Genomic DNA, 19766 nt, shown 5'->3' on the forward strand with positions numbered 1-19766 from the left:
GACTGCAACGCCTGGCGCGCCGCTAAATGTTCAGCCGACAGCGCAGTTCGGCATATTGAACGGTCAGCAGAGGCCAAAAGATCAAGACGGCCAATTGGCGCTCATGGCCCAAGCTCAGAAGCTGTTGGCGCCCGCTGCGATACCTTCGTTGCAGCCGATTCAGATGGCGAAGCCGGTCGGCTCCCAGGGCATTAATCCGCTGCAATTTCTCGCCGCGTTTGGCAAAAATCCGCTGTCTACGATGCAGGGCGGTGCCGCATGACCGGCGATGCACTGACCGAGAATGATGAGGCGCTCCGCAGGGCAGCAATCGCCGGTTACCTGGACCAAGATCCGGCGGCCACGCGAAGTTGGCGTGCTCACCAATGGATGTGTCAGGCCGCGAGCACCGAGCAAATAGCCGCTGCGGTGAATGCCGCCTCTGCGTTCCTCCTCGAGGCCAAGAACGATCCGGAGTGGTTGGCCACTCGGCTCGATGAGCACAATCGAGCGCGGGCTATTGTCGGTATGCCGGCGGCTTCGCTCGAAGAGTTCGAGGACGTGCTCTGGGCGTTCCACATCCACTTTGAACTTCTGAACTCTTTTGCGAATGGGATCGGGCACTAATGGCGGGCATCCTCGACGACATCATGAGCTATCTGCCGCAAGGTATCTTGAGCGGGGGGCCGAACTATGCCGCACTAAATCCCGACGCTGGCGACACGGACGCGCTTGCAAAAGCCATTTCTGGTTCGCCTTACGACCCCTACGACAAAAAGAAGAAAGAAGATGCGGCAAAAGAAGCGGCAAAGGGCGTATTCGAAACTGGTGTGCAGCCTCCTGTCTCGGTAGGTATTTCTGGCAATCAAGCAATGACGGCGCCAGCTCCCTTTGGAGCATTGTCGCCGATGGTGGCAACACCCTCGCCGGGATGGACTCATGGGTTAGACGGTAAAGATGTGCCTATCGCTCCAAGCCCTCCTGTCGCGCCAGCCCTGCCGCCAGCGGTCGCGAACAGCAATGCGACCGCGCCCGCCACAGTCCCAATGCCGCAGCCGCGTCCGGTAGCCGCGCCAACCCCGGCAGCAGCTTCCTCGCCGCCACCGACGCCGAGCGTCGACGACACGACCCAGAAATCAAACGTGCCTGTTCAACCCCAAAACGCGCCTCCCGTGCCGCAATCCTCCCTCCTCGGCCGCATCGGCCAAGGTATAAAGGATTTTAGCGATGCTACTGGTGCTCATACCGCAACGTTATTGGCAGCTGCCGGCGGACTGGCGGGCGCCCCGAGCTGGGGGACGGGGCTGTCCCGCGGCTTTACCCAAGCCGCCGCCGCACTGCCGATCGACCAGAGATCAAATAACCAAAACCAAACAGTACAAGCCTTGATCAAGCGCGGCATGCCGGAAGATATGGCGCGCGCTGCGGCCGGCAATCCCGTGATCATGCAGCAGATCGTTCCGCAGATGTTTGGCGCGAAGCAGCGCAAGTTTACAGTGATCAAAGATGCGCTTGGCAACGAAACGCCAGCGTTCGCTGACGAGGCAGCGGGTAAATTATACGATACTGCCGGGAAGGAAATCACACCAGGTGGTAACGCAATTTCTTCCGTCTCTCATGCCGAGCCGAATTACGATCCCGTTACGCGCCGAGACGAAGGCTTCTTGAAATCGCTTGATCCTGTGACCGCTGCTGCGGTCAAGGACATCGCAGACGGCAATATGTCCGGAACGGGCCGTAACTTGCAAAAGCTGATGCCCTACGTCGCGCGATACGAACAGGGCTTTACCACGGGCACGTACACCTCACGCAACAAATTCAATACCGAGTTGGGATCGCAGTCGCCCAGCACCGTCGGCGGCCAAAAGGTGCTGATGGGGACGGCGCTCGGCCATCTTGGCGAAGCCGCCGAAGCAGCGGCTGATCTTAACAACAGCAACGGGCTGGGTTCTGCGGACTTGGGGCACACCGCCAATGCTATAGGCAACCGCACAACGGCAAACGCGGCCAAGGTCAACGCGCTAAATGATCGCGTCGCGAAGTTCTCCGGCGAAATCGGCAAACTTTATTCGGGCTCATCCGGCGGCGGCGTGCATGAACGCGAGGAATCGCGCGGACGCCTCGGCTCTAACTTGACGAGCGCTGAACTTGCTGCGGGGCTGGAATCTAACCGCGATCTGATCTTGTCTAAGCAGCAAGCGCTACAGCAGCAGGCAACCGATTTGTTCGGGCCGGAAGGCGCGAAGCGGTATGACTTCATCGGACCCGAAGGTCGGAAGTCACTCGAGAAGATCGAAACGGCGATCGCCAAGCTTAAAGGCAATGCGCCTGCGTCTAGCGCTCAGCCGGCGGTCGCGCCAACACCTGGGGCAGGGAAAACATCTACCGGTGTGACCTGGAGCATCCAATAATGCCGACTCTTAGCATCGAAGGTCACAGCGTCAATGTGGACGATAGCTTTTTGAAGCTTTCGCCAGACGAGCAGAACGCGACGGTTGATGAGATCCACAAGTCGCTGACGGCCGGGGCGCCGCAATCCGGCTTTGACCGTAATGATAAGCGATTTTCTGAAGGTGCGATGTCAGCGCAGAAGGCTCTTGAGGGCGTCCCGGTACTTGGCGCCGCCGTCCCCAAGGTTGGCGCCTATCTCTCGGCTCTAGCGCATCCCATAACTGGCGTTGGCGCAGATGGTGCCTCTATTTCGGAGCGGGCGGCCAAGAATTTGGAGCAGGAAAAGGCTGCATCTGAAACTTACGACAAGGAAAATCCGATCGCATCCACTGCGGCTAAAATGGTTGGTGGAACGCTTGCGTTGGCGCCGTTGGGGGCAACCGGGGTTGGCGCGAAAGCACTTGGCCTAACGGGCACCCTCCCCGGCATGATGGTGCGAGGCGCGACCTCGGGTGCGGTACTTGGTGGGGCCGATGCGGCCGTGCGCGGTGAGAACGTAGGCAGCGGAATCGAGTTTGGTGCGGGCGGAGGCATAGCCGGCCCGTTGATCGGCCGCGCGGTCGGCAAGACTGCTTCTGCCATCGCGGATCGTTTCCGCCCCGCAGCCACTACGCCCATGAATACCGTCAAGATCGGTTCAACCGAGGTTCCACTGACGCAATCCCAAGTGACGCAAAACCCCGCAGCTTCCGCCGAAGAGCAAATCCTGCTCCGCGGCGGCCGGGGCGATCAAGCTCAAGAGGTCGCGCAAAGCCATGCCGACTTGCAGGACACCCGCGTCAATCAGGCTAAGGACGAAATTGGCCAAGGCTTGAACCCTGCCGCTCCAACCCCCGTCACCCCTCATGTTGCCGGCGAGCAAGTTGCTTCGGAATTGAGTCAAGCCGAACAGGCGCGCCAGGCTGCGCGTGCGATACAGAATGCCGCGCTTGAGGCGCAGCACGGTAACATCGCCGCGTCGCTTGATCCTTCAGGTCAAAGCGCAACTGTGCTGCCCTCTAGAGCCGGAGAGATCATTTCGGACGCTGCCAGAAGGGAAGCCTCGACCGCTATCGCCAGCGAACAAGCCGCCAATCAGGCATTGCAGACGCAGCAACAGGCGACGCGCGCAGGCTTGGCTCAAGGCGCAAACCTTGCAGAGAATACGCACCACGCAGCCGAGATCACATCACAGGCGGTTCGGGATGCAGCCGAAGCAGCACGGGCAAGGACGCGCGCGGCCTATGAGGCCATGCGGCAAATGCCTGGTGAGTTTGAACCGGCCGGCTTTCGCAATGCTGGTCAGAGCATTCGGCAACGTTTGAGCGCCGGCGAAAGCCCGGTCTACGTCAATTCATCGACCCCGATGGCCGAACAGGCCTTGGGCATTATCGACCATCAGGTCGGAGGCGCCCGTTTCCCGAATGCGGCTGAGCCAAATCGCCCACTGGTCAGAAACGCAAGCGGCAGTGTTGGGCCGGCGCCAAGGCCGATTACGCCGTCCTCAGTTGAGGAAGTGCGAAAGCAATTGATCGGCTTGGCGAGCGATGCCCGCTCGGCAGCGATGAGAACGGGGGTTCAATCCGATGTTCGCGCCATGCGCGGCATCATCAACGCCTTCGACAATCATGTTCGCGACGTTGTCGGAGCTGGCGGGTTTTCTGGTGACGGACAAGCGTTCCTCAACCAATTGCAAACGGCGCGTCAGCTTCATTCAGACTACCGTAATACGTTCACCTCTCAAGGCGGCGGTGACAAGGTCGGTCGTGTGCTCGAGGACATCATCGGTCGCAACGGTGTGGATCCGGCTCCCGCCCCTCGCGTGGCTCAGGTTATGTACGGGCCCGAGGCCCGGCCTGGCGGCGCGCAGGCCGTTCAAGTTGCCCAGCGCCTTCGCCAGATATTCGGTGAAAACTCGCCGGAATGGGCGGCATATAAGCAGGGCTTATTTTCGCATCTCACCGAAGGACCGACGGGTCGTGGGCCGGGCGAGATTGCCGATCGGATTGAAAGCTTTCTAGGCGGCACGCACAGCCAGGCTCTTTCTCAGGTCGCGTTTACGCCGGAAGAAAGGGCTGCCCTTCAGCAATACGCGACCGCGGCAAGGAATAGAGTTCAAGCGCCCCGCGCGGCAACTGATACGGTAGGCCGCACGCTCGAGAAGATTGTCGGTGAAGGCGGTCAACCCGCAACGCCTCAGGGTGTGGCAGAAACTCTCTTCGGCCGATCGGGGCTTGGCGATAGCCAGACGGCAACGAAGTTGGCTCAGCACATCCGGGACACGCACGGCGCTAATTCGCCCGAGTTTACTGCCGTCCGACAAGGGATGTGGCACAGCATCACTGAAGCGCCAGGCGGCATGCTAGCGCGCGACCCTGCGCAAATCGCCGACCGGATCGCCGAGCATATCAACGGGCGTGGCAAGTCGACTGCCGATGTTCTCTATTCGCCGGCAGAAAAAGCCAGGATGTTGGCGCATGCTGACAATCTTCGCGCATCCGCTGCAAAGGCACCGGGCGATGAAGTCGACCGCGTCATTGCCAAGATTTCCGGCCGCGATGGCGGCATGGGCGCTTCGCCGACCGAAGTCGCTGATTATCTCTATGGCCGTACCGGCGCTGGCGATCGCGGCATTTCAGTACGCTTGGCACAAAGACTGAAAGGTCAGATCAGCCCCGAAGGATGGGACTCGGTTCGTCAGGGCATGTGGACCAAGCTTACCGAGCCAACCGAAGGACGCCTTGATTGGGGACCGCAGAAGATTTCTGAGCGGTTGCATGAGTTCCTGAACGGCAACGGCAAGGCGCTCTCGCATGTCCTGTTCACATCTCAAGAACGCGAACTGATGCAGAAACTGGCTGGCGTCTACAAGCAGATGATCCCGGTCAAGGGCACCACAAATCCCTCCGGCACAGCGCCGATGCTGGCCAAGATAGCCGGCGGCGCCCGGCATGCTCTGTTGCCGCTGTTGGGCTTCAGTCATGGCGGCGTGCCCGGGGCGGCTGTTGCTGTTGGTATCGACAAGGCGTTGACCTCTTTGGCCAACGCCAAGGCAGCCCGAAATGCGACGAAACTGTTTTATGGAGCCCAGCCAAGGCGCGCTGTTGATCCGCGATTTACAAGGGCCGGTGGATTGGCCGGGCAAGTCATCGGCGGACCCGCGACGAGCGATCGAGCCACAGCCCCGCCAGCACCATTAGCGCTATCGCCGCCGCCCATTCGGCAAATGACGCCTGGTGCTCGTAGATGAACCAGCGCCACAACGCCAGAAAAGCCACCATCAGGATGGTGAAGGCCGCGATGCAGGCAATGCGTAAGGTCATGGGATCGATTGTCCTTGCTTTGCGGATAATAGCACAATGACCGAGCCGGATAGTACTGGGCGAAAGCAGTCCGGAAGGTTTGCAAAGGGCCAGTCCGGTAACCCGGCCGGCCGACCGCAGGGATCGCGCAACGCGACGACTCTCGCGCTGGAATCACTCTTGGATGGCCAAGCCCGGGCCCTGACACAGAAGGCAATCGATCTCGCCCTGGCTGGGGACCTAACGGCGTTGCGGATTTGCCTGGATCGAATTTTGCCGCCGCGGAAGGACCGGCCGGTTACGTTCAACTTTCCGGTCATTACCAGAATCTCGGAAGCCGCAAATACGATGTCGGCGGTTCTGACGGCGGTCGCTGCCGGAGAGATTACGCCGGCTGAGGCTGCGGAGATCAGCAAGTTGGTCGACACCTATGTGAAGGCGGTCGAAGCCACAGACTTGTCCGAACGCATTGAGAAGCTTGAAAGGATGACCAACCAATGAGCCTGCTGCGCAAGCGTCTTGAGAAACTGGAAGACAGACTTGCTCCCCCCGAGGGCCGGCCGTTCTGTGTTTGGGGCATGACAAGCGGCAATAGCGACGGAACGCGCCGCAAGACAGATCAGGAAATTCAAGCCGAAGTAGATGCCGCGATGATGTCCGGCGCAATGGGTGCGTTCGATCTGCCGACGGTCGTCTGCTGGAGGATCGAGAGTTGAGCTTTAGGCAATCCGCCGCACTTCAGCAACAAGAAGCCCGCGCGGATGGCCGCCTAACGGTTGGCGCCCACCATCTCCGGCTGCGCCTGGAGGCCATTCATGCTGCTTTTGATGCGATCGCCATTGCATCCAGACAGCGCGAGAGCGAGAGCCAAAATTGCCACGAGGCGCATTTGCGGGATCTCCGGTTTATTTCAAAATAGGCCACTAACGCGAACAGCGCCCCCGGGCTTGAAACGGTGCCCAGATGCGCTGTTGTCGCCAGCTGAGCCGATTAATCCCCAGCCTGTAAATAGGTACGGGCCAGACGCGAGAAGGTTCAGGGCCATTGGTCGCAAGTGGCCATTCGCGGGAGCAAATTAGGCCACGGCATAAGGCCGGCTAGTGATCTAATTTGAGTTGAGTCGACAAGGCGACAGACAGGGGAACCCGGTTCCACTACGCTGCCGGACTACCATGCCCCGATTATTGCCATCCGACAAATGTCCGAAGTGCCAACGCCCTTTAAAGCGCCGGACAACATCTGTTGGGTCGATTTTCGCCTGCGACGAGTGCGATAAAGACGATCCGATGAAAGCTGACGACCCTTGGATAAAGGGCGAACTTAAGCCGCCGACGTAAGCCCATCTCATGCAGGATATGCAGGCGCAGTTAGCGAAGCTTCGGGAACAAGCAGCAGAGTTTGACAGGATCGCCTCTAGAGCGACCGACGCAGATAAACACGAGCTTTTCGCACGTCTTGCCGCGCACTTCCTGGTGCTCGCTTCTGAGTTGGAAAAGGCCATCGCGAAAATAGCTTCAAAGGAATAAGGCCGCCTCTGTCCCAAATGGATTAGAGTTGTCCTAATCTTGATTTTGGAACCAACCCTCGCTTTTGAGCTTAGCGCCGGTACAGATAGAAGTGGCGCATGAACGACGACAACCAAGAAACACTGGCGCGAGATCGGTTTCTTCACTGCCCGGCGTGCTCTGCCGCCCTTCGACAGACCCATCAGTTTCTCGATCCAGAGCAGGGGAAGACAATTCGCTTATTCAAATGTGAAAGGTGCGGCGAACGCATTTGGGATGAGTAAAGCCGCCATGGTTGGCCGCCATCTTTTGCTTAAAGCCTGTATGCGACCCACAGCCCCGCGAACGCACCGACGCCGCTGAGCAGTACGCCAGAATAGGAAAGCATGTCACCGCCCCACAGCTCTGGCACCATGCCACCTATTGTCGAGCCGACGAAGATCAACATCCAGACTGAGGAACGCCTCACTTGGCGACCACGCGGCCCTTGCCGGTACATTCCTTACAGACCTGATAGATTTGGACAGCGGGGCGCTTAGGATGCGCGACCACTGTGTACCCGGTGCCTTGGCACTCGGCGCATTTGGCTTCTACTGGCGTCATGACGGGCATTTTCATCGTCAACCCACAATTCCCTTTAGCGCTCGAAACATTTCCTTAATATCACTGAGCCGAAGCGGGTCGTCACGCTGTCCGCGAAACTGATTCATAACACTGAGTTGGTTGGCGGCTATAGCATCCTGTTTGTGTTTGTCTTGCTCTGCGAAAAAGTCCTCCATGGCCTTCACAAAGGCACGAGCGACGTTCGGCGGAAGATCGATCGGCTTGCGGGTTACCATCCCTTAGTGCCCATCCTTGCTGGCGCAAAGTTCGGCCGAATGTCCGCCCCTCGTGTGCCGCACGCCTTGCAGACGAAACGCGGCTCCAGATCCGATAGCCGGACTTCATCAGGCCATGGATCAGCGCTGATCTTCATGTGGTGGCTGCAACGGTAGTCGGAGCAATAGATAAGGAGCCCGTTCACGCCGGCCGCGCGCATTTCCCCAAGTGTGATCTTTTGCTCTCGCATCCCCCATGATTCCGCAATCTCGGATAATCGGAAAGCCGCTAGAGCTTGGGCCTGGGGAATACAGGACTACCGCGTCTTGCGGCCTCCCGTATGAGACAGTGCGGGGACTGGCTGGATCGGCGGAGGTAGCTCAAATGTCCGAGGCCATGGAGCAAATCGTCAGCGCGCTTGTTCGGCTCAAGGACAAGCACTCACTGGAAAAGCTCAGAGATCATCGACGAAAACTCGCGGATGATCTGAATGAATTACAATCAAAGTCGGAGTTCAACCTCAGCCTCCTCATGGGGACCATAGCAATCGAGCTGGGCGTGATCGAAGCGGGCCTAGAGCAGCTCCAAGACGATTCAGCATCGTTGCGCTGATCGCGCGGAGGGAAGCCGCTAGGGCTTGGGGTCGGGGAAACGAAGTATGCTGCGCCTCGTATGTGAGGCACCGCGTGCCATCGCATCGGCCAATTGATCCATGTTGTTGACGATCGTTAGGGCCGAGCATCTAAGCCCCTTGCGTCTGCAAACATTGGCAGCCCGCCATAAGTATTGGCGCAACCGGATCGGATCCCGTCGCGACTGAGCTAATTCACTATCGAAAATCATGACAATAGGCTCGGCAAAAGCCCATCTTAGACCGCGCTCGCCCCGCGTGGAAGCGCCGATGCAGGCTGAGCGTAGCGCGCTGCCCGCCGCTTAAATAACCCACCGGCGCGGCTACGTCGCGGCGGCAAACGCCTAGCTATTCGTTCGGCGGGCGAAAGTCCTGCCGTTGGAAGTCAGGACGTGAGCGCGATTCGTTTCGTTCTTCGGGATACTGATCGACGGTTTCATCGTTCGAACTAACGGCGTCCCTCAGACCGAGGATGCCCACCAGAATCCAGAACGCGCCGGCCGCTATAAGAAGGTACGCCGATGTTTCGGCGGCGCTCATCTCTTCGCCTTCAGCCCGATCTCGATCAAGCGGCGGGCACTCAGTAATATTGCTGTTGCAGAACTATCCAAATGACAAAGATCAGAGCGACGATGATGCAGATTTGAACCCTTGGACTCCCCGCCCATTTCCATCCCTTCACTTTGTTTTCGCCTTGGGAAGGTCGACGCGATCCTCGCGAAACTCAGATGGTCCCTTAGTCAGGCGACGGCGGCGCTGAGCCCTTTCTTCAGAAGGCGCGGCAGGGTCTAGCATTTTATCGATCGTCTTTGCGGCGAGCTCCTGGGCTCGCGCTTTCTGGCCGGGCTTGCTGACCGACCTTTTTGTCACGTTCGCTTTCAGCCCTATCTCGACTAGGCGGCGGATGGCCTCGGGACGGGAAAGGTCAGGCTCTTTCTGCTTCGCAATCCACGCGTCCAGGACCGCAAGAGGACCATCTAGCAGGCGGACGCCCACCAGGGTGCCCTTACCCGTGGTCACCGGGCGGCCGCGTCGCTTTTTTGTGATAACACTAATTGACTTTCCCATGAATTAGGGTTATCACAAAAGCAAGCCGAGGGGAAGGGTGCAATCTTCCGCCCCGGCTCTAACCCAAGCCAAATGGAGCGACCCATGGCCCAGGCTGACAACCCCTCTACCACATCCCCCTCCCGCTTCCACAACGTATCGGACGTGGCACTTGCCGACCTGCTCGGTCAGGCCGATGCCCTGCTCAAGGGTGCCGAGGCAGAATGCAAATTGCTGAAAGATGAGTTCAAGAACCGCGGCCTCGTGGAGGTTTCAGGCGACCGTTTCACGGTAACCGCGACCGAGCAAATTGCTGGCCGGCTCGATAGCAAAGCTGTGAAGGAATATCTCGGCGAATCCTATCGGCGTTTCGAGACGGCCGTAGTCTCCACCGTCATCCGAATCAAGGCGGTTCAGCGGTTCGCCAGCGCGGCGTAGCGCAGCCAGACCTCACAGCTCGCGGTTAAAGCCGCGAGCACTCCTTTCAATTCAACGGAGACAGCAATGTCTAAGTCATCACGCGTGCTTGGCACGCCACGGACCACTGCGTCCGAATTTCTGACCACCGTAAACCGCATCCGTCTCTCTCAAATGATCCGCGATCCCTTCGTCTCGGCTGCTTTCCGCGCAGCCGAAGATGACGGCTTAGCGCCGGATATGGCCGAGTTCGATCACCCCAAGCACCTTGACGGCGGCGCCGCCGAGGTGGTCGGCGAGACCGGCCGGCATATCCGCGCTTTGGTGGAGGGCTGAGCCATGAAGCACGTTCCACCGCCATCAGGAAAACCACTCGGAGGCCTCGACAATCTCGCGATGGCCGTGCCGCCACGATGGGGTGAGGCAGTCCTCCGCCTTGCCAAGGCAACTGAGCGGGTAGCGGCAAAGCTGGATGAACTGCCGAGCACCACAGCGGACGTCCAATATATTCCGAAGGCCCGCGAGCTGGCGAAAAGCCTGATCGATTTCCTCGATGGGCTTGAGGATACCGACCAAGACACTGCCTGCGATGATGCCGCATGCGATGATGACGAGCTCGACGGTCCGGAGAACGGGGAGGATGAGGAGAGCGAGCCCGACGAGCCCTCTCTCGGCAGCCTCACTTCGAGCGAATGGAGCAATCAGGAAACCTGGGGCACGCAGCCTTTGGAAATGCGTACCGTGGCCCGTGTAGACCTGGAGGATGAGCACGACGGGGCCGAACCCGATGAGGACGGCGAGCCGTCATTAGGCTCACTTGATCGCCAGGAGGATCAGCAATACGCGTGGGCACCCGGATCATGCGTCGTGGATGGCGAGATAGAGGACGATACCGGCATTGGCGACGATGACGGTTTGCTCGAGCAGATCGGATCGCAAGACTGGCAAAAAGGGGGGATGATCTGATGTCAGAATTAATGTTGATTGCACCCCGTCGTAACTTCCTCATTCGCGCTCTTGGTTTCACCGCAGCGGGCGCGACATTGCCGGTTGGCATTATCGCTCTTGACGACGCCAAGGCGCGGATACGCCATCACCAAGCCGAACTGGAAAAGGCTTGGATCGACTATTACGGCCCCACCGCCGTCCAAAGGGTCGATGGCGAATTGCACAATCCAGGCGACACTTATTCGTCGCATGGCCGCCGGTATCCATGCCTTTCTACATTCATGATCTGCGCATCTGAGGACAAAAAAGCAGAATGGGCGGTAGAGAGTCACAGGTACCACTGCGGTACCGTATGAACTGACCTGGCCGTTGGCCCGGGCATGGCATTGAAATGAGATGCGCGAGGTCCTAACGCTGGCCATCGGCGGAAGATAGACTAACACCTCTCAATGGGCCGCTCGGATCAAGCTGGGCGTCCTTTATTTCTTTCCGTCGGTCAAACGGCGGTCGCGCTGTATGTGGCGCACTCTCTGTCGCAACCCGAGAATCGCTGCGCGACCCAACAAAGGAATCCACGCGCACGCCGACAGTTCCAGACTGCGATTTGGCCAGGACGGAGACAAGGATAGAGATGCGGGCCATGCGCGCCCGAGGCGAGAGGCTCGACAGCGAAGTCCCCTTCGACAGCCACAAACCCGACTGCTCGACTTTCAATTTTGCATCTTTGATGGTCCGCCAATCGGTGGACCTCCATTCGTCCGGTTCCCTGTCAGGAACGTGAGCAGTGACTATCGGGGATAAATTCCAAGCCCGACTTCTCGTCAAACCGGTTTAGACGCAGCCTCGAAATTTGCTCTCGCATGCTGAACTGCACAGTCTCGGCACAAGGAGATTTTAATGAAAAACAAGCTCTCTGATCTCAACGACCATTTGTTCGCGCAGGTGGAGAGATTGGCGCAGGAGAATTTGACTTCGGATCAGATCGAGATCGAAGTTAGACGCGGTAACGCAATCGTCGCGCTCGCGGATCAGATATTACGTCATGCCAGCTTGCAGGTTCAGGCCGCAAAGATTGTCTCTGATCATGGCATTGATCCGACACGGTACATCCCGGATCTCGCGGCTTCAAAAACTAATCGCCTTCTTGAAGGGGGTAAGTAGTGACTAGGCGGCTCCGCATTCCGTATAGCAAAACCGAAATGCAGTGGTTAGCTGCAAATTGCACATTGGTCATCAGCGACTATCACCGAGAGTTTTGTGTTCGCTTTGATCGATCGGATGTTTCAGCGGTCAGCCTGAAAAACCTGCGAAAACACAAGGGTTGGAAAACGGGACGAAACGGTCGCTTCACCACGGAGCCGCCCACGCATCCCAATAGTGCTGCCGCTCGGTTTAAAAAAGATCACAGGATCGGAGCCGCAGCGCTGAAATACAGACCAATTGGTAGTGAACGATTGACGTATGACGGTTATCCAGAACGAAAGGTCCACGATGGCCTTCCGCGCCGGAAGCAATGGCAGCTAATCCATGTTTTGAATTGGGAACAACGCAACGGCCCGATTCCTGCTGGCTTTGCTCTAAAGTGCAAGGGAGATAAAGCGAACCCTGATCCATCGAACTGGGATTTGATTCCGCGCTCTATGCTGCCACGCTTAAATGGGAGGCATGGTCGAAAATATGATGAAGCGCCGTCAATATTGAAGCCGACCATCATGGCCGTAGTAAAGTTAGAGGATAGCCTTCGCAGAAGTCGTCGGGATACCGGGGTCGACGACCGCGGCTGATGAAGCCATGGTTCCCGTCGCCTCGCCGGCCGGGGAGCACGCGCCCATGAACGATGCCAGGAACAGGAAGGCGGCAAAACGTTTCATGGCATTAGCCGTTGTCAGTAAGTCGTGCAGTTTGTCGTCGCGCCGTAGCTCTGGCAGCGCGTCTGCTGAGGCAGGATATTGGGTAGGGGCTGAACGGCCGGTGCCGGCTGAGGGGCCATCAACGTTCCGGCTGTAGCGAGCATGGCGGTTGAGTTGGCGGCTACTTGCGCCTGCGCTTGTTGTCTCAACTGAGTTTTGAGCATGCGACACTGGGCGTATTGATCGGTGCCGAAGTTGAGCCCAATGGACCGACAATAGGCGTCATCCTGTTGAGCAATTTCCTCTTGTTGCTTCGCCATGGCCTCTTGGATGCTCTGGCATCCGGTCAGGACAGATAGGGCAGCAACGAAAAACAGGCCGCTAATAACAACTGTCTGAAAATGCATGGAGGCGTCCCCCACGGTAAAGAGGATGATAATTCCGCAACCAAGGGGCGATCGCAAGCAATCTTTCGCTCGTTCTGGACGGCAACCGAAGAACAGGGCATAACGAGCGAAAAGCGGGAGGGCCCTATGGGATCGCTTTCAATCTGGCATTGGGTTGTCGTGATCGTATTGATAGCCAGCCCGGTCATGGGAATAGTGAGGGGCGTCAAGAACGGTGCCGCAGTCCACGCGGTGCTGTCGGCATTTGTGCCAGTGTACGGGCTCGTCTATTTCTTTGCGTCGGCAAAGCCTCCAGCGGCTGCTGGTTCGGCGTAATTTGGCCGCGCTTAGTCCAGTAGAGGATTCTCCACGGCCGCCCGCTTCCCATGCTTCTTCAGCAGATCATTGAAGGCCTCGACCGCCAGAGCGTTCAAAGTCGTGTCCTGCTCAGCGGCCAACAATCGCAGGGCGCGCCAGCCGTCGGCGTTGATCCGGGTCAGGATTGCCTTGAAGGATCCGGGAGCACGTTTCCCAGGTTTGCTGGCTGGCTTGGCGGGGCGTCCCATTTCTTCTCCACGTGAGCTGGCCAATGCTCGCACACCAAGAAATCGGACGGAAGCGGCTCAACTCGAGATTAGGGCTTGCATGATAGCCCGTTATCCTGTTAGCTTCCGATAACGAGACTTCTCGGAAGTAATGGAACCCGGCATATGTCAACGTCCCTTACCGTTATCGACGCCGTCCAAAACCTCCCCGCCGCACTCGGTCCCGACCTGACGGCTGCCGTCGACCTGGCCAAAGCCGAAAAGGCCCTTAGCACTCGGAAGGCCTACGGCACCGACTTTCGGATCTTCAAGGCGTGGTGCGATGCCAAGGGCGTCTCCTCCCTGCCGGCCCAGCCCGAGACGGTCGCCGCATTTCTCGCGGCAGAGGCCGGCGCTGGCGTTAAGCCATCTACTCTCAGTCGGCGGGTCGCTGCCATCCGGTACGCCCATAAGCTTGCCGGGGTCCCCACCCCGAGCGATTCCGAACGGGTCAAGGCAACGATGCGCGGCATCCGCCGTACGTACGGGGTAGCAAGGGTCCGCAAAGCGCCGGCCGTCTCGGCCAAAATGCAGGCCATGGTAGGCGCAGCGCGAGACAGTCTCACAGGGCTACGCGACCGGGCATTGCTCCTGGTTGGATTTGCCGGCGCTTTCCGCCGTTCCGAACTGGTTGCTTTGGATGTGGCCGATTTCGCCGAGACCGAAACCGGGCTGCTTATCACCATTCGCCGCGGCAAGACGGATCAGGAGGCGGCCGGTCGCACGATCGCCATACCGAAAGGCGACCTCGCCTGCCCGGTCAAGGCATTGCGGGCCTGGCTCGAGGCGGCGGCGATCGAGACAGGGGCTGTATTCCGCCCGATCAACAAGGCCGGCACGGTCGGGGCCTCCCGGCTAACTGACCGGTCGGTGGCAAATATCGTCAAGGCGTATGCCGGCCGCGCCGGATATGACGCGGGTGCATTCTCGGGCCATTCGCTGCGGGCGGGCTTCCTGACATCAGCGGCGGCCAAGGGCGCTTCAATTTTTAAGATGATGGATCAGTCCGGCCATAAGTCGGTCGACACACTGCGCGGCTACGTCCGCGACGCTGAGCTTTTCAAGGACCATGCTGGGGCTGGGTTGCTCTAACACGTCATGTTCACGGGAACCCTAACACCGACAGCCCCGCCCCTAATTTAATCTTGTAATGGGAGGTCTAGCACCATCTTGGCAAGCGTCTTGCTTCCGTTGTGATTCATCCAATCCTACAGTGGAGGCTAAGAGATGAACTTCGCCAAATTTGTGATCGTGGCGCTCCTCATGCTCGCAACAGTAGATGCGAGCAAAGCGACGGTCCGGATTGCTGATGATCGGGGCGGCCGGATTGGGAACTATCTGGATAGATTTCGGGCCCTGCGCAGTTCCCACGATACTATCGTCATCGACGGCCTGTGCGCTTCGGCCTGCACAATGGTCCTCGGCACCGTTTCACATGACAGAATCTGCGTAACGTCTCAGGCCAGTCTCGGATTCCATGCCGCATGGGACGCTGGAGCAGACGGCCGCGAGGTTACCAATTTGGCAGCCACCAAGATGCTCTATTCGATGTATCCGTCCGCAGTAAAACGCTGGATCAGCGCACGTGGTGGCCTGACACCGCGCATGATCTTCCTGCAGGGAAAAGAGCTTATGGGCATGTACAAGCCCTGTTACCTCAACGCTCAGACGGAACAGCGCTAATGGCTATTAGGTCTTTCCCGCCTCTAGTGGTCTCGCCGCGAAGCACATAAAATCTTGACTGGCGCGGCTTAGGGTAGCTCCCGAAAATCCGATTCCGCTCGGACCGCCGCGTCGACCATCATGCGGGCTCCTGCGGAGGGGCAAGATGAAGTCAAGGACGCCCAAGTCTAAGCGAGTCCCAAAAAGACTTAGGATAAATGTCGGGCATGCCGAGCCGATCGATTACACACCTACAACGGAGGCGTGGGCCCGCATGGAGAAGGCGCTGGGAAAATCGATTCCCGCTGATGTACGATGCAAAATCAAGTCCCTGGTCGAGCGATATTACATAAAATATTCCTTCGAAGAGACCGCGCCATTCAAAGATGACGTTTTAAGTCGCATCAGTGCAATTCGACGAGCAACGATCAAGCTGCGACAAACATTGCAAATAGATAAAACAGATGGAGCAGACGGAGCGGCCCGAGCTGCGCTTGCAAAGCTTGCGACAGTGATGAGACATCGACAGGTCGTTCCATCTCTAAAGTCTGATCTATTGCCTCGCCTTATCGCGGGAATCGACTTGGCAGAACAGAATGTCAGGACGACAACAAGTTTCGTAGACGGAGAGGCTTGGCGCGAGTTCGCGATTTCGGTGAAAGAGGCCTTCAAGTCAAGCGGCTTGCCCTGCGGCGCATCTCACGATGGAGGTGCCGCCGGCAATGGCTCTCCTTTTGTACGCTTCTTCGCAGAATTACAGAGGTCGTTCCCGGAGGAGAAATATCGCCGTCATTATAACGGGTCTCCGGCCACGCTAGCGAAAGAAATCAATCGAGCAGGTGAGCTGGGACGCACACCCTCTTCCACTCCTCAAGCCGTTTCTGGTCGCGCGGGCTAGGGCAGCTAAGCTCATTCAGAAAAACGAGGCAAATCGCGCGTATTGCCGCTAGCGCTCGTTGGAAAAAGAGCTAAGCCGCGGTATTGAGCTGGCCAAGCTCTTCCAAATCTATGTTGAAATCGAAATCTAGCTGGATTGGCTGTTCAGGACAGCGGCGCTCGCTGTAGCTATCCATGTCGTTTTTCAACTGCCAACACTGGCCTAAAATCTGATTGCGTCGGTTCGCAGCGGCGATTTCCATGAAGGGGCGCGGCGCATTGCAGTCATCCCATTTCATGACAAGCTGGCCGTTCTCGCGGACGGGAGCCGCATAATATTTTCTAACGCTCCGGCCCTTTCTATCCTTGAAGTGCTGGAGTCCCATTGCGCGACCTATCCGTTCCGCGCACTGTCTCACGGCCATACCCCGCGTCAATTCGTAACGCTCGTTTGTTACAGCCCATTCTGCAATTTGATCTCGCGTTGCGGGCCATTCCCCGCCGGAAGCGCGATAATCTTCCACGATCCTTAGAAGTTGATCATTGAGCTTGGCCATCTTCTGCTCCATTTGGCGGAACGTTCCCCCAACCGTCCGTCAATGCTGTTTGAGTGATTATCTCCCGGATTTTCACCAAGTATTTGTGGAAGTGCGTATATGGCACTTCATCTCTAAACTGGAGCTGTCCAACAACCAAACCCGGATGCACGCCAATTCTTTTCGCAAACAGAAGTATGCGCTCACCCGAATAAAGTGGCCTTACTCGCTTGATAAAGCCGTCCAACTCAGATTTTGGAACGAGAAATTCACTAGCGGCATCATTCGCGCGAACCTCTTCAGGCGGCAGTACATCTTTCCGCTGCAATGCCTCTGTCATCTCAAGGTCTACAATGAGTCCATCCTTTTTTAAGATATGCTCGATTTCGTGACGCAGAACGAACCAGAAGTTATTCAGGCGGTCGTATCTCAGTGACATCGCAATGACTGGCTTTTCATCAATCCAGAATGCTGCACCGTCTATTTTCGCCCCCTGCAAAAATTCAACGATGACAAAGCGGACTCCAGCGCTAGCTAGAATTTGCGGTACTTGTCTAATCTCCTCCGGCGCCATCAAAAGTTCACGCAACTTTGGCAGCGCCGCCCGAAGTCTTTGGTCTGAGTATGGAGTTGCGGTTACAGCTTGGGCTAATTGGTAAGCGCGAAACAACCAAGCCCATTGCAGAGGTGTGCGCTCTTCATACTGATTAGCGCGCGCCGCATGCGGGAATGCTGGTTTCTCATTGATGTTACGGATGTTGTAGAAGCGGCAAACACGATGCTCGACAACTTCGGCCCTCTCAGACGGCTCGATCCATTTCCGCTTCATAAGTTCGCGGACTGGGAACATTGAATACAGCGCTGAGCGACGCCCTACAGATTCGTCGGCTGGCTTGGTTTGGGCCAAGCGATATACGCTCTCAAGATTCATCCAATAGAGCGCGTCGTCATCGCCAAATGCTCTCGCCAATCCAACTGCCGTATCTGGCGTGATCTGCTTCTTTGCGGAAATGATTTCATTTATGGCCTGAACCGGGCGATCCATGATTTTGGCAAGGTCCTCCTGCGTCCATCCGCGAGCATCCAGCTCGTCACGGATGAAGTCTCCCGGTGGGAACACTTCGGCAGGAATACGAGGAGGCATTTCAGGTTCTCTCTTAGTGATAGTCGACGATTTCGATTACGTGCACCGTCTTTTGTGGATTTCCGTCCTTTAGCTCAACGATCAATCTCCATTGGTCATTCAATCGGAGCGAATACTGACCCTCACGGTCGCCCTTGAGCTTTTCAAACTTGAAAGACCGTCGGGAATAGAGCGTTCTCTCATCCGATGCCGCGCGAATGTGCTGCATCGCCTTGCGGTAGGCTTTCACTATCCCGTCGCTAAAACCTCCGCTGAACTTCGCATCGGTCTCCAGCTGATCCAGGGACGAATCTTTAAAGGTCACGTCCATGGACACCCCCTATATAGCGAGTCTTAACATACTGTCAATCACCCTTTCACCCTAAGGGTGATTTTCGCTTTTTTTGCAATATGTTTCAGTCGCTTACGGACCAACGCTTCAGGTCCTCCGGTTACTTCGCAAGGGAATGGCAATCCGGACGAGACTCGGGCGCAACTGAAGCTAGCAAGAATACCATCGCTAAACTGCCCGTGTCTGCCGGTTACGCCAGCGCCGGTTATCAGCGCAAGACGCTGCGCGGCCCTGACGAGCCTTGCTGCCACTAAGCCATGCGCGCGGCTCACCCCGGTACCCATCCCGTCGCTGGTAGGGGCAATTCTCAAACTGACCCACTACCGCCCCGGGACATTAGCGAGCAAATCCACTCGCACGAACCGCCCCTGTCCCCCTTTGGCATGAACCGACATCCTGAGTGTCGTCCCCCAGCACTGTCTGGGACGCAACGCAACCAGGATGCGCAAAATGACAGACCTGCAGGATATCGAGAGTAAGTTCGCCCCGCGTTCCATCGCCTACACGCCTGAGCAGGCAGCCATGGCTACCGGCCGCAGCCGGTCCCGCATTTTCAAAGCAATCAAAAATGAGGAGCTGACCGCCCGCAAGGACGGGAAGGCAACCTTGCTTGAAGTCGACGAACTCCGCCGTTGGGTGCGATCACTGCCCGCGATCGGCCGAGACCCCGTAGCGGCCTAACTCCCAAAACGAAAAACCGGCGGCACGATTCCTTGGCGGGAGTCGACGTGCGCACCGGCTTTGCAAAAGAGATTTTAACTTGAAAAGTAATAGCAAAACACCCGAAGTCTGTCACCCCGAAATCGGCGTCCCAGCAACCGGTCGCGTCGTTTCCGAGTTTGCGCTTTCCCCGTGGGAGATCATCCGTGCCGAGCTGAACGAACGCCGCGGAAAAACGATTGTCTCGATCGCTCGTTGGAAAACCACACCGACGGGCCTCGCACGCACAGGGGCCGTATTCGAAATCGCAGGCCGCCGATTTGACGACATGGCGAAACTGGTCGTCGAAGTGCAGAGCGTCCTGGCCTCTCTGGACGGGAGCGCCGCATGAGCCCTCTCCCCGATCAATATCCGGATCAGCCCGGATACAAGTCACTAGGTCCATCTGAGCAGGCTGCCGTCGCCGTCTGTAACACTGCCAAAGCTCTCCGCGACCAAGTGTTGCGGACGATTTGCGACTCCCCGGCCGGCTTATCAGCCGATGCCGTGGCCGATCGCCTTGGCAAATCGGTGTTATCGGTCCGTCCGCGCGTTAGCGAGCTTCGCAGGCTCGGTGAAATCCAGCCGACGACGCAACGCGTCAAGAACGCGAGCGGCAT

General features: G+C 57.8%; 28 protein-coding genes. 20 read left to right on the forward strand and 8 right to left on the reverse strand.

Annotated features, from left to right (window positions below; translation table 11 throughout):
- Positions 1-55: 55 nt before the first annotated feature.
- The 8 genes from BUA38_RS36470 (at position 56) to BUA38_RS04730 (ending at position 7237) form a co-directional block, all read left to right on the forward strand.
- Positions 56-262: a hypothetical protein gene (locus tag BUA38_RS36470; protein ID WP_156898392.1), complete on the forward strand. Its 207-nt coding sequence runs from the start codon at positions 56-58 to the stop codon at positions 260-262.
- A complete protein-coding gene (locus tag BUA38_RS04705; protein WP_072816923.1) occupies positions 259-606 on the forward strand; it encodes a hypothetical protein in 348 nt (115 codons plus the stop codon). The genes BUA38_RS36470 and BUA38_RS04705 overlap by 4 nt, the downstream gene beginning before the upstream one ends.
- Entirely contained in the window at positions 606-2390 is a 1785-nt protein-coding gene (locus tag BUA38_RS36475) for a hypothetical protein (RefSeq protein WP_156898393.1), read from the forward strand. The genes BUA38_RS04705 and BUA38_RS36475 overlap by 1 nt, the downstream gene beginning before the upstream one ends.
- Positions 2390-5659, forward strand: a complete 3270-nt coding sequence (locus BUA38_RS04715; RefSeq protein WP_072816925.1) for a hypothetical protein — start codon at positions 2390-2392, stop codon at positions 5657-5659. Before BUA38_RS36475 ends, BUA38_RS04715 begins: the two co-directional genes overlap by 1 nt.
- A gap of 109 nt (positions 5660-5768) precedes the next feature.
- The gene (locus tag BUA38_RS04720) at positions 5769-6212 is read left to right on the forward strand and encodes a DUF5681 domain-containing protein (RefSeq protein ID WP_072816926.1); all 444 of its coding nucleotides are present in this window, start codon (positions 5769-5771) and stop codon (positions 6210-6212) included.
- Positions 6209-6427, forward strand: a complete 219-nt coding sequence (locus BUA38_RS04725) for a hypothetical protein (protein WP_072816927.1) — start codon at positions 6209-6211, stop codon at positions 6425-6427. The genes BUA38_RS04720 and BUA38_RS04725 overlap by 4 nt, the downstream gene beginning before the upstream one ends.
- A complete protein-coding gene (locus tag BUA38_RS36480; RefSeq protein ID WP_156898394.1) occupies positions 6424-6630 on the forward strand; it encodes a hypothetical protein in 207 nt (68 codons plus the stop codon). The genes BUA38_RS04725 and BUA38_RS36480 overlap by 4 nt, the downstream gene beginning before the upstream one ends.
- Before the next feature lie 427 nt (positions 6631-7057).
- A complete protein-coding gene (locus BUA38_RS04730) occupies positions 7058-7237 on the forward strand; it encodes a hypothetical protein (RefSeq protein ID WP_072816928.1) in 180 nt (59 codons plus the stop codon).
- A gap of 599 nt (positions 7238-7836) precedes the next feature.
- Here BUA38_RS04730 and BUA38_RS04735 read toward each other — a convergent pair.
- On the reverse strand, positions 7837-8055 hold the full coding sequence (locus BUA38_RS04735; protein ID WP_072816929.1) for a hypothetical protein: 219 nt from the start codon (positions 8053-8055) through the stop codon (positions 7837-7839).
- Positions 8056-8419: 364 nt separating this feature from the next.
- On the opposite strand from BUA38_RS04735, the gene BUA38_RS36485 reads away from it, so the two are divergent.
- Complete coding sequence (locus BUA38_RS36485) at positions 8420-8647, forward strand: hypothetical protein (protein WP_072825826.1); 228 nt, start codon at positions 8420-8422, stop codon at positions 8645-8647.
- A gap of 367 nt (positions 8648-9014) precedes the next feature.
- Here the strand turns inward: BUA38_RS36485 and BUA38_RS04750 are convergent, their stop codons facing one another.
- Both BUA38_RS04750 and BUA38_RS37800 read right to left on the reverse strand, forming a co-directional pair.
- On the reverse strand, positions 9015-9206 hold the full coding sequence (locus tag BUA38_RS04750; RefSeq protein WP_072816931.1) for a hypothetical protein: 192 nt from the start codon (positions 9204-9206) through the stop codon (positions 9015-9017).
- Positions 9207-9344: 138 nt separating this feature from the next.
- Positions 9345-9734 (reverse strand): hypothetical protein, encoded by a 390-nt coding sequence (locus tag BUA38_RS37800; protein ID WP_197685913.1) that lies wholly within the window; start codon positions 9732-9734, stop codon positions 9345-9347.
- 84 nt (positions 9735-9818) lie between these two features.
- On the opposite strand from BUA38_RS37800, the gene BUA38_RS04760 reads away from it, so the two are divergent.
- The 6 genes from BUA38_RS04760 (at position 9819) to BUA38_RS04780 (ending at position 12862) form a co-directional block, all read left to right on the forward strand.
- Complete coding sequence (locus BUA38_RS04760; RefSeq protein WP_156898395.1) at positions 9819-10151, forward strand: hypothetical protein; 333 nt, start codon at positions 9819-9821, stop codon at positions 10149-10151.
- A gap of 66 nt (positions 10152-10217) precedes the next feature.
- Complete coding sequence (locus tag BUA38_RS36490) at positions 10218-10466, forward strand: hypothetical protein (protein ID WP_156898396.1); 249 nt, start codon at positions 10218-10220, stop codon at positions 10464-10466.
- Between the two features lie 3 nt (positions 10467-10469).
- A complete protein-coding gene (locus BUA38_RS04765) occupies positions 10470-11096 on the forward strand; it encodes a hypothetical protein (protein WP_156898397.1) in 627 nt (208 codons plus the stop codon).
- On the forward strand, positions 11096-11434 hold the full coding sequence (locus BUA38_RS36495; protein WP_156898398.1) for a hypothetical protein: 339 nt from the start codon (positions 11096-11098) through the stop codon (positions 11432-11434). The genes BUA38_RS04765 and BUA38_RS36495 overlap by 1 nt, the downstream gene beginning before the upstream one ends.
- A gap of 541 nt (positions 11435-11975) precedes the next feature.
- Complete coding sequence (locus BUA38_RS04775) at positions 11976-12239, forward strand: hypothetical protein (protein ID WP_072816935.1); 264 nt, start codon at positions 11976-11978, stop codon at positions 12237-12239.
- 38 nt (positions 12240-12277) lie between these two features.
- Positions 12278-12862 carry a hypothetical protein gene (locus tag BUA38_RS04780; protein WP_072816936.1) on the forward strand — a complete coding sequence of 195 codons (585 nt, stop codon included), beginning with the start codon at positions 12278-12280 and terminating at the stop codon, positions 12860-12862.
- 101 nt (positions 12863-12963) lie between these two features.
- Here BUA38_RS04780 and BUA38_RS04785 read toward each other — a convergent pair whose 3' ends face one another.
- Complete coding sequence (locus tag BUA38_RS04785; RefSeq protein ID WP_072816937.1) at positions 12964-13335, reverse strand: hypothetical protein; 372 nt, start codon at positions 13333-13335, stop codon at positions 12964-12966.
- Positions 13336-13461: 126 nt separating this feature from the next.
- On the opposite strand from BUA38_RS04785, the gene BUA38_RS36500 reads away from it, so the two are divergent.
- Entirely contained in the window at positions 13462-13650 is a 189-nt protein-coding gene (locus tag BUA38_RS36500; RefSeq protein WP_156898399.1) for a hypothetical protein, read from the forward strand.
- 11 nt (positions 13651-13661) lie between these two features.
- On the opposite strand, the gene BUA38_RS04795 is transcribed toward BUA38_RS36500, so the two are convergent.
- Positions 13662-13880 carry a ribbon-helix-helix domain-containing protein gene (locus tag BUA38_RS04795; RefSeq protein ID WP_072816939.1) on the reverse strand — a complete coding sequence of 73 codons (219 nt, stop codon included), beginning with the start codon at positions 13878-13880 and terminating at the stop codon, positions 13662-13664.
- A gap of 144 nt (positions 13881-14024) precedes the next feature.
- Here BUA38_RS04795 and BUA38_RS04800 point away from each other — a divergent pair, with 144 nt between their 5' ends.
- The 3 genes from BUA38_RS04800 to BUA38_RS36505 all read left to right on the forward strand — a co-directional run bounded on the left by BUA38_RS04800 (position 14025) and on the right by BUA38_RS36505 (position 16458).
- Positions 14025-14990, forward strand: coding sequence for a site-specific integrase (locus tag BUA38_RS04800; RefSeq protein ID WP_072816940.1), 966 nt, complete (start codon positions 14025-14027; stop codon positions 14988-14990).
- A gap of 135 nt (positions 14991-15125) precedes the next feature.
- Entirely contained in the window at positions 15126-15581 is a 456-nt protein-coding gene (locus BUA38_RS04805) for a hypothetical protein (RefSeq protein ID WP_072816941.1), read from the forward strand.
- 253 nt (positions 15582-15834) lie between these two features.
- Positions 15835-16458, forward strand: a complete 624-nt coding sequence (locus BUA38_RS36505) for a hypothetical protein (protein WP_156898400.1) — start codon at positions 15835-15837, stop codon at positions 16456-16458.
- Between the two features lie 70 nt (positions 16459-16528).
- Here BUA38_RS36505 and BUA38_RS04810 read toward each other — a convergent pair whose 3' ends face one another.
- The 3 genes from BUA38_RS04810 to BUA38_RS04820 are packed head-to-tail and all read right to left on the reverse strand — an operon-like array spanning position 16529 to position 18426.
- Positions 16529-16993, reverse strand: coding sequence for a hypothetical protein (locus BUA38_RS04810; RefSeq protein WP_072825827.1), 465 nt, complete (start codon positions 16991-16993; stop codon positions 16529-16531).
- Positions 16977-18116 (reverse strand): helix-turn-helix domain-containing protein, encoded by a 1140-nt coding sequence (locus BUA38_RS04815; RefSeq protein ID WP_072816942.1) that lies wholly within the window; start codon positions 18114-18116, stop codon positions 16977-16979. Before BUA38_RS04815 ends, BUA38_RS04810 begins: the two co-directional genes overlap by 17 nt.
- A 13-nt stretch (positions 18117-18129) precedes the next feature.
- A complete protein-coding gene (locus tag BUA38_RS04820) occupies positions 18130-18426 on the reverse strand; it encodes a type II toxin-antitoxin system RelE/ParE family toxin (protein WP_072816943.1) in 297 nt (98 codons plus the stop codon).
- A gap of 471 nt (positions 18427-18897) precedes the next feature.
- Here BUA38_RS04820 and BUA38_RS04825 point away from each other — a divergent pair, with 471 nt between their 5' ends.
- Positions 18898-19128, forward strand: coding sequence for a helix-turn-helix domain-containing protein (locus BUA38_RS04825; protein ID WP_072816944.1), 231 nt, complete (start codon positions 18898-18900; stop codon positions 19126-19128).
- Positions 19129-19766 lie beyond the last annotated feature (638 nt).

The sequence above is a fragment of the Bradyrhizobium erythrophlei genome (assembly GCF_900142985.1).
Taxonomy (GTDB): domain Bacteria; phylum Pseudomonadota; class Alphaproteobacteria; order Rhizobiales; family Xanthobacteraceae; genus Bradyrhizobium; species Bradyrhizobium erythrophlei_B.

What these genes read in the sequence shown, in the direction of transcription:
- BUA38_RS04715 (WP_072816925.1), top strand. Translation starts at nt 2,390, where the DNA reads ATGCCGACTCTTAGCATCGAAGGTCACAGCGTCAATGTGGACGATAGC.
- BUA38_RS04820 (WP_072816943.1), bottom strand. Translation starts at nt 18,426, where the DNA reads ATGGACGTGACCTTTAAAGATTCGTCCCTGGATCAGCTGGAGACCGAT.
- BUA38_RS04810 (WP_072825827.1), bottom strand. Translation starts at nt 16,993, where the DNA reads ATGGCCAAGCTCAATGATCAACTTCTAAGGATCGTGGAAGATTATCGC.
- BUA38_RS04825 (WP_072816944.1), top strand. Translation starts at nt 18,898, where the DNA reads ATGACAGACCTGCAGGATATCGAGAGTAAGTTCGCCCCGCGTTCCATC.
- BUA38_RS36475 (WP_156898393.1), top strand. Translation starts at nt 606, where the DNA reads ATGGCGGGCATCCTCGACGACATCATGAGCTATCTGCCGCAAGGTATC.
- BUA38_RS04750 (WP_072816931.1), bottom strand. Translation starts at nt 9,206, where the DNA reads ATGAGCGCCGCCGAAACATCGGCGTACCTTCTTATAGCGGCCGGCGCG.
- BUA38_RS36485 (WP_072825826.1), top strand. Translation starts at nt 8,420, where the DNA reads ATGTCCGAGGCCATGGAGCAAATCGTCAGCGCGCTTGTTCGGCTCAAG.
- BUA38_RS04720 (WP_072816926.1), top strand. Translation starts at nt 5,769, where the DNA reads ATGACCGAGCCGGATAGTACTGGGCGAAAGCAGTCCGGAAGGTTTGCA.
- BUA38_RS36505 (WP_156898400.1), top strand. Translation starts at nt 15,835, where the DNA reads ATGGAGAAGGCGCTGGGAAAATCGATTCCCGCTGATGTACGATGCAAA.
- BUA38_RS36500 (WP_156898399.1), top strand. Translation starts at nt 13,462, where the DNA reads ATGGGATCGCTTTCAATCTGGCATTGGGTTGTCGTGATCGTATTGATA.
- BUA38_RS04760 (WP_156898395.1), top strand. Translation starts at nt 9,819, where the DNA reads ATGGCCCAGGCTGACAACCCCTCTACCACATCCCCCTCCCGCTTCCAC.
- BUA38_RS04815 (WP_072816942.1), bottom strand. Translation starts at nt 18,116, where the DNA reads ATGCCTCCTCGTATTCCTGCCGAAGTGTTCCCACCGGGAGACTTCATC.
- BUA38_RS37800 (WP_197685913.1), bottom strand. Translation starts at nt 9,734, where the DNA reads ATGGGAAAGTCAATTAGTGTTATCACAAAAAAGCGACGCGGCCGCCCG.
- BUA38_RS04705 (WP_072816923.1), top strand. Translation starts at nt 259, where the DNA reads ATGACCGGCGATGCACTGACCGAGAATGATGAGGCGCTCCGCAGGGCA.
- BUA38_RS04730 (WP_072816928.1), top strand. Translation starts at nt 7,058, where the DNA reads ATGCAGGATATGCAGGCGCAGTTAGCGAAGCTTCGGGAACAAGCAGCA.
- BUA38_RS04765 (WP_156898397.1), top strand. Translation starts at nt 10,470, where the DNA reads ATGAAGCACGTTCCACCGCCATCAGGAAAACCACTCGGAGGCCTCGAC.
- BUA38_RS04775 (WP_072816935.1), top strand. Translation starts at nt 11,976, where the DNA reads ATGAAAAACAAGCTCTCTGATCTCAACGACCATTTGTTCGCGCAGGTG.
- BUA38_RS04725 (WP_072816927.1), top strand. Translation starts at nt 6,209, where the DNA reads ATGAGCCTGCTGCGCAAGCGTCTTGAGAAACTGGAAGACAGACTTGCT.
- BUA38_RS04805 (WP_072816941.1), top strand. Translation starts at nt 15,126, where the DNA reads ATGAACTTCGCCAAATTTGTGATCGTGGCGCTCCTCATGCTCGCAACA.
- BUA38_RS04780 (WP_072816936.1), top strand. Translation starts at nt 12,278, where the DNA reads ATGCAGTGGTTAGCTGCAAATTGCACATTGGTCATCAGCGACTATCAC.
- BUA38_RS36490 (WP_156898396.1), top strand. Translation starts at nt 10,218, where the DNA reads ATGTCTAAGTCATCACGCGTGCTTGGCACGCCACGGACCACTGCGTCC.
- BUA38_RS04800 (WP_072816940.1), top strand. Translation starts at nt 14,025, where the DNA reads ATGTCAACGTCCCTTACCGTTATCGACGCCGTCCAAAACCTCCCCGCC.
- BUA38_RS04795 (WP_072816939.1), bottom strand. Translation starts at nt 13,880, where the DNA reads ATGGGACGCCCCGCCAAGCCAGCCAGCAAACCTGGGAAACGTGCTCCC.
- BUA38_RS04785 (WP_072816937.1), bottom strand. Translation starts at nt 13,335, where the DNA reads ATGCATTTTCAGACAGTTGTTATTAGCGGCCTGTTTTTCGTTGCTGCC.
- BUA38_RS04735 (WP_072816929.1), bottom strand. Translation starts at nt 8,055, where the DNA reads ATGGTAACCCGCAAGCCGATCGATCTTCCGCCGAACGTCGCTCGTGCC.
- BUA38_RS36495 (WP_156898398.1), top strand. Translation starts at nt 11,096, where the DNA reads ATGTCAGAATTAATGTTGATTGCACCCCGTCGTAACTTCCTCATTCGC.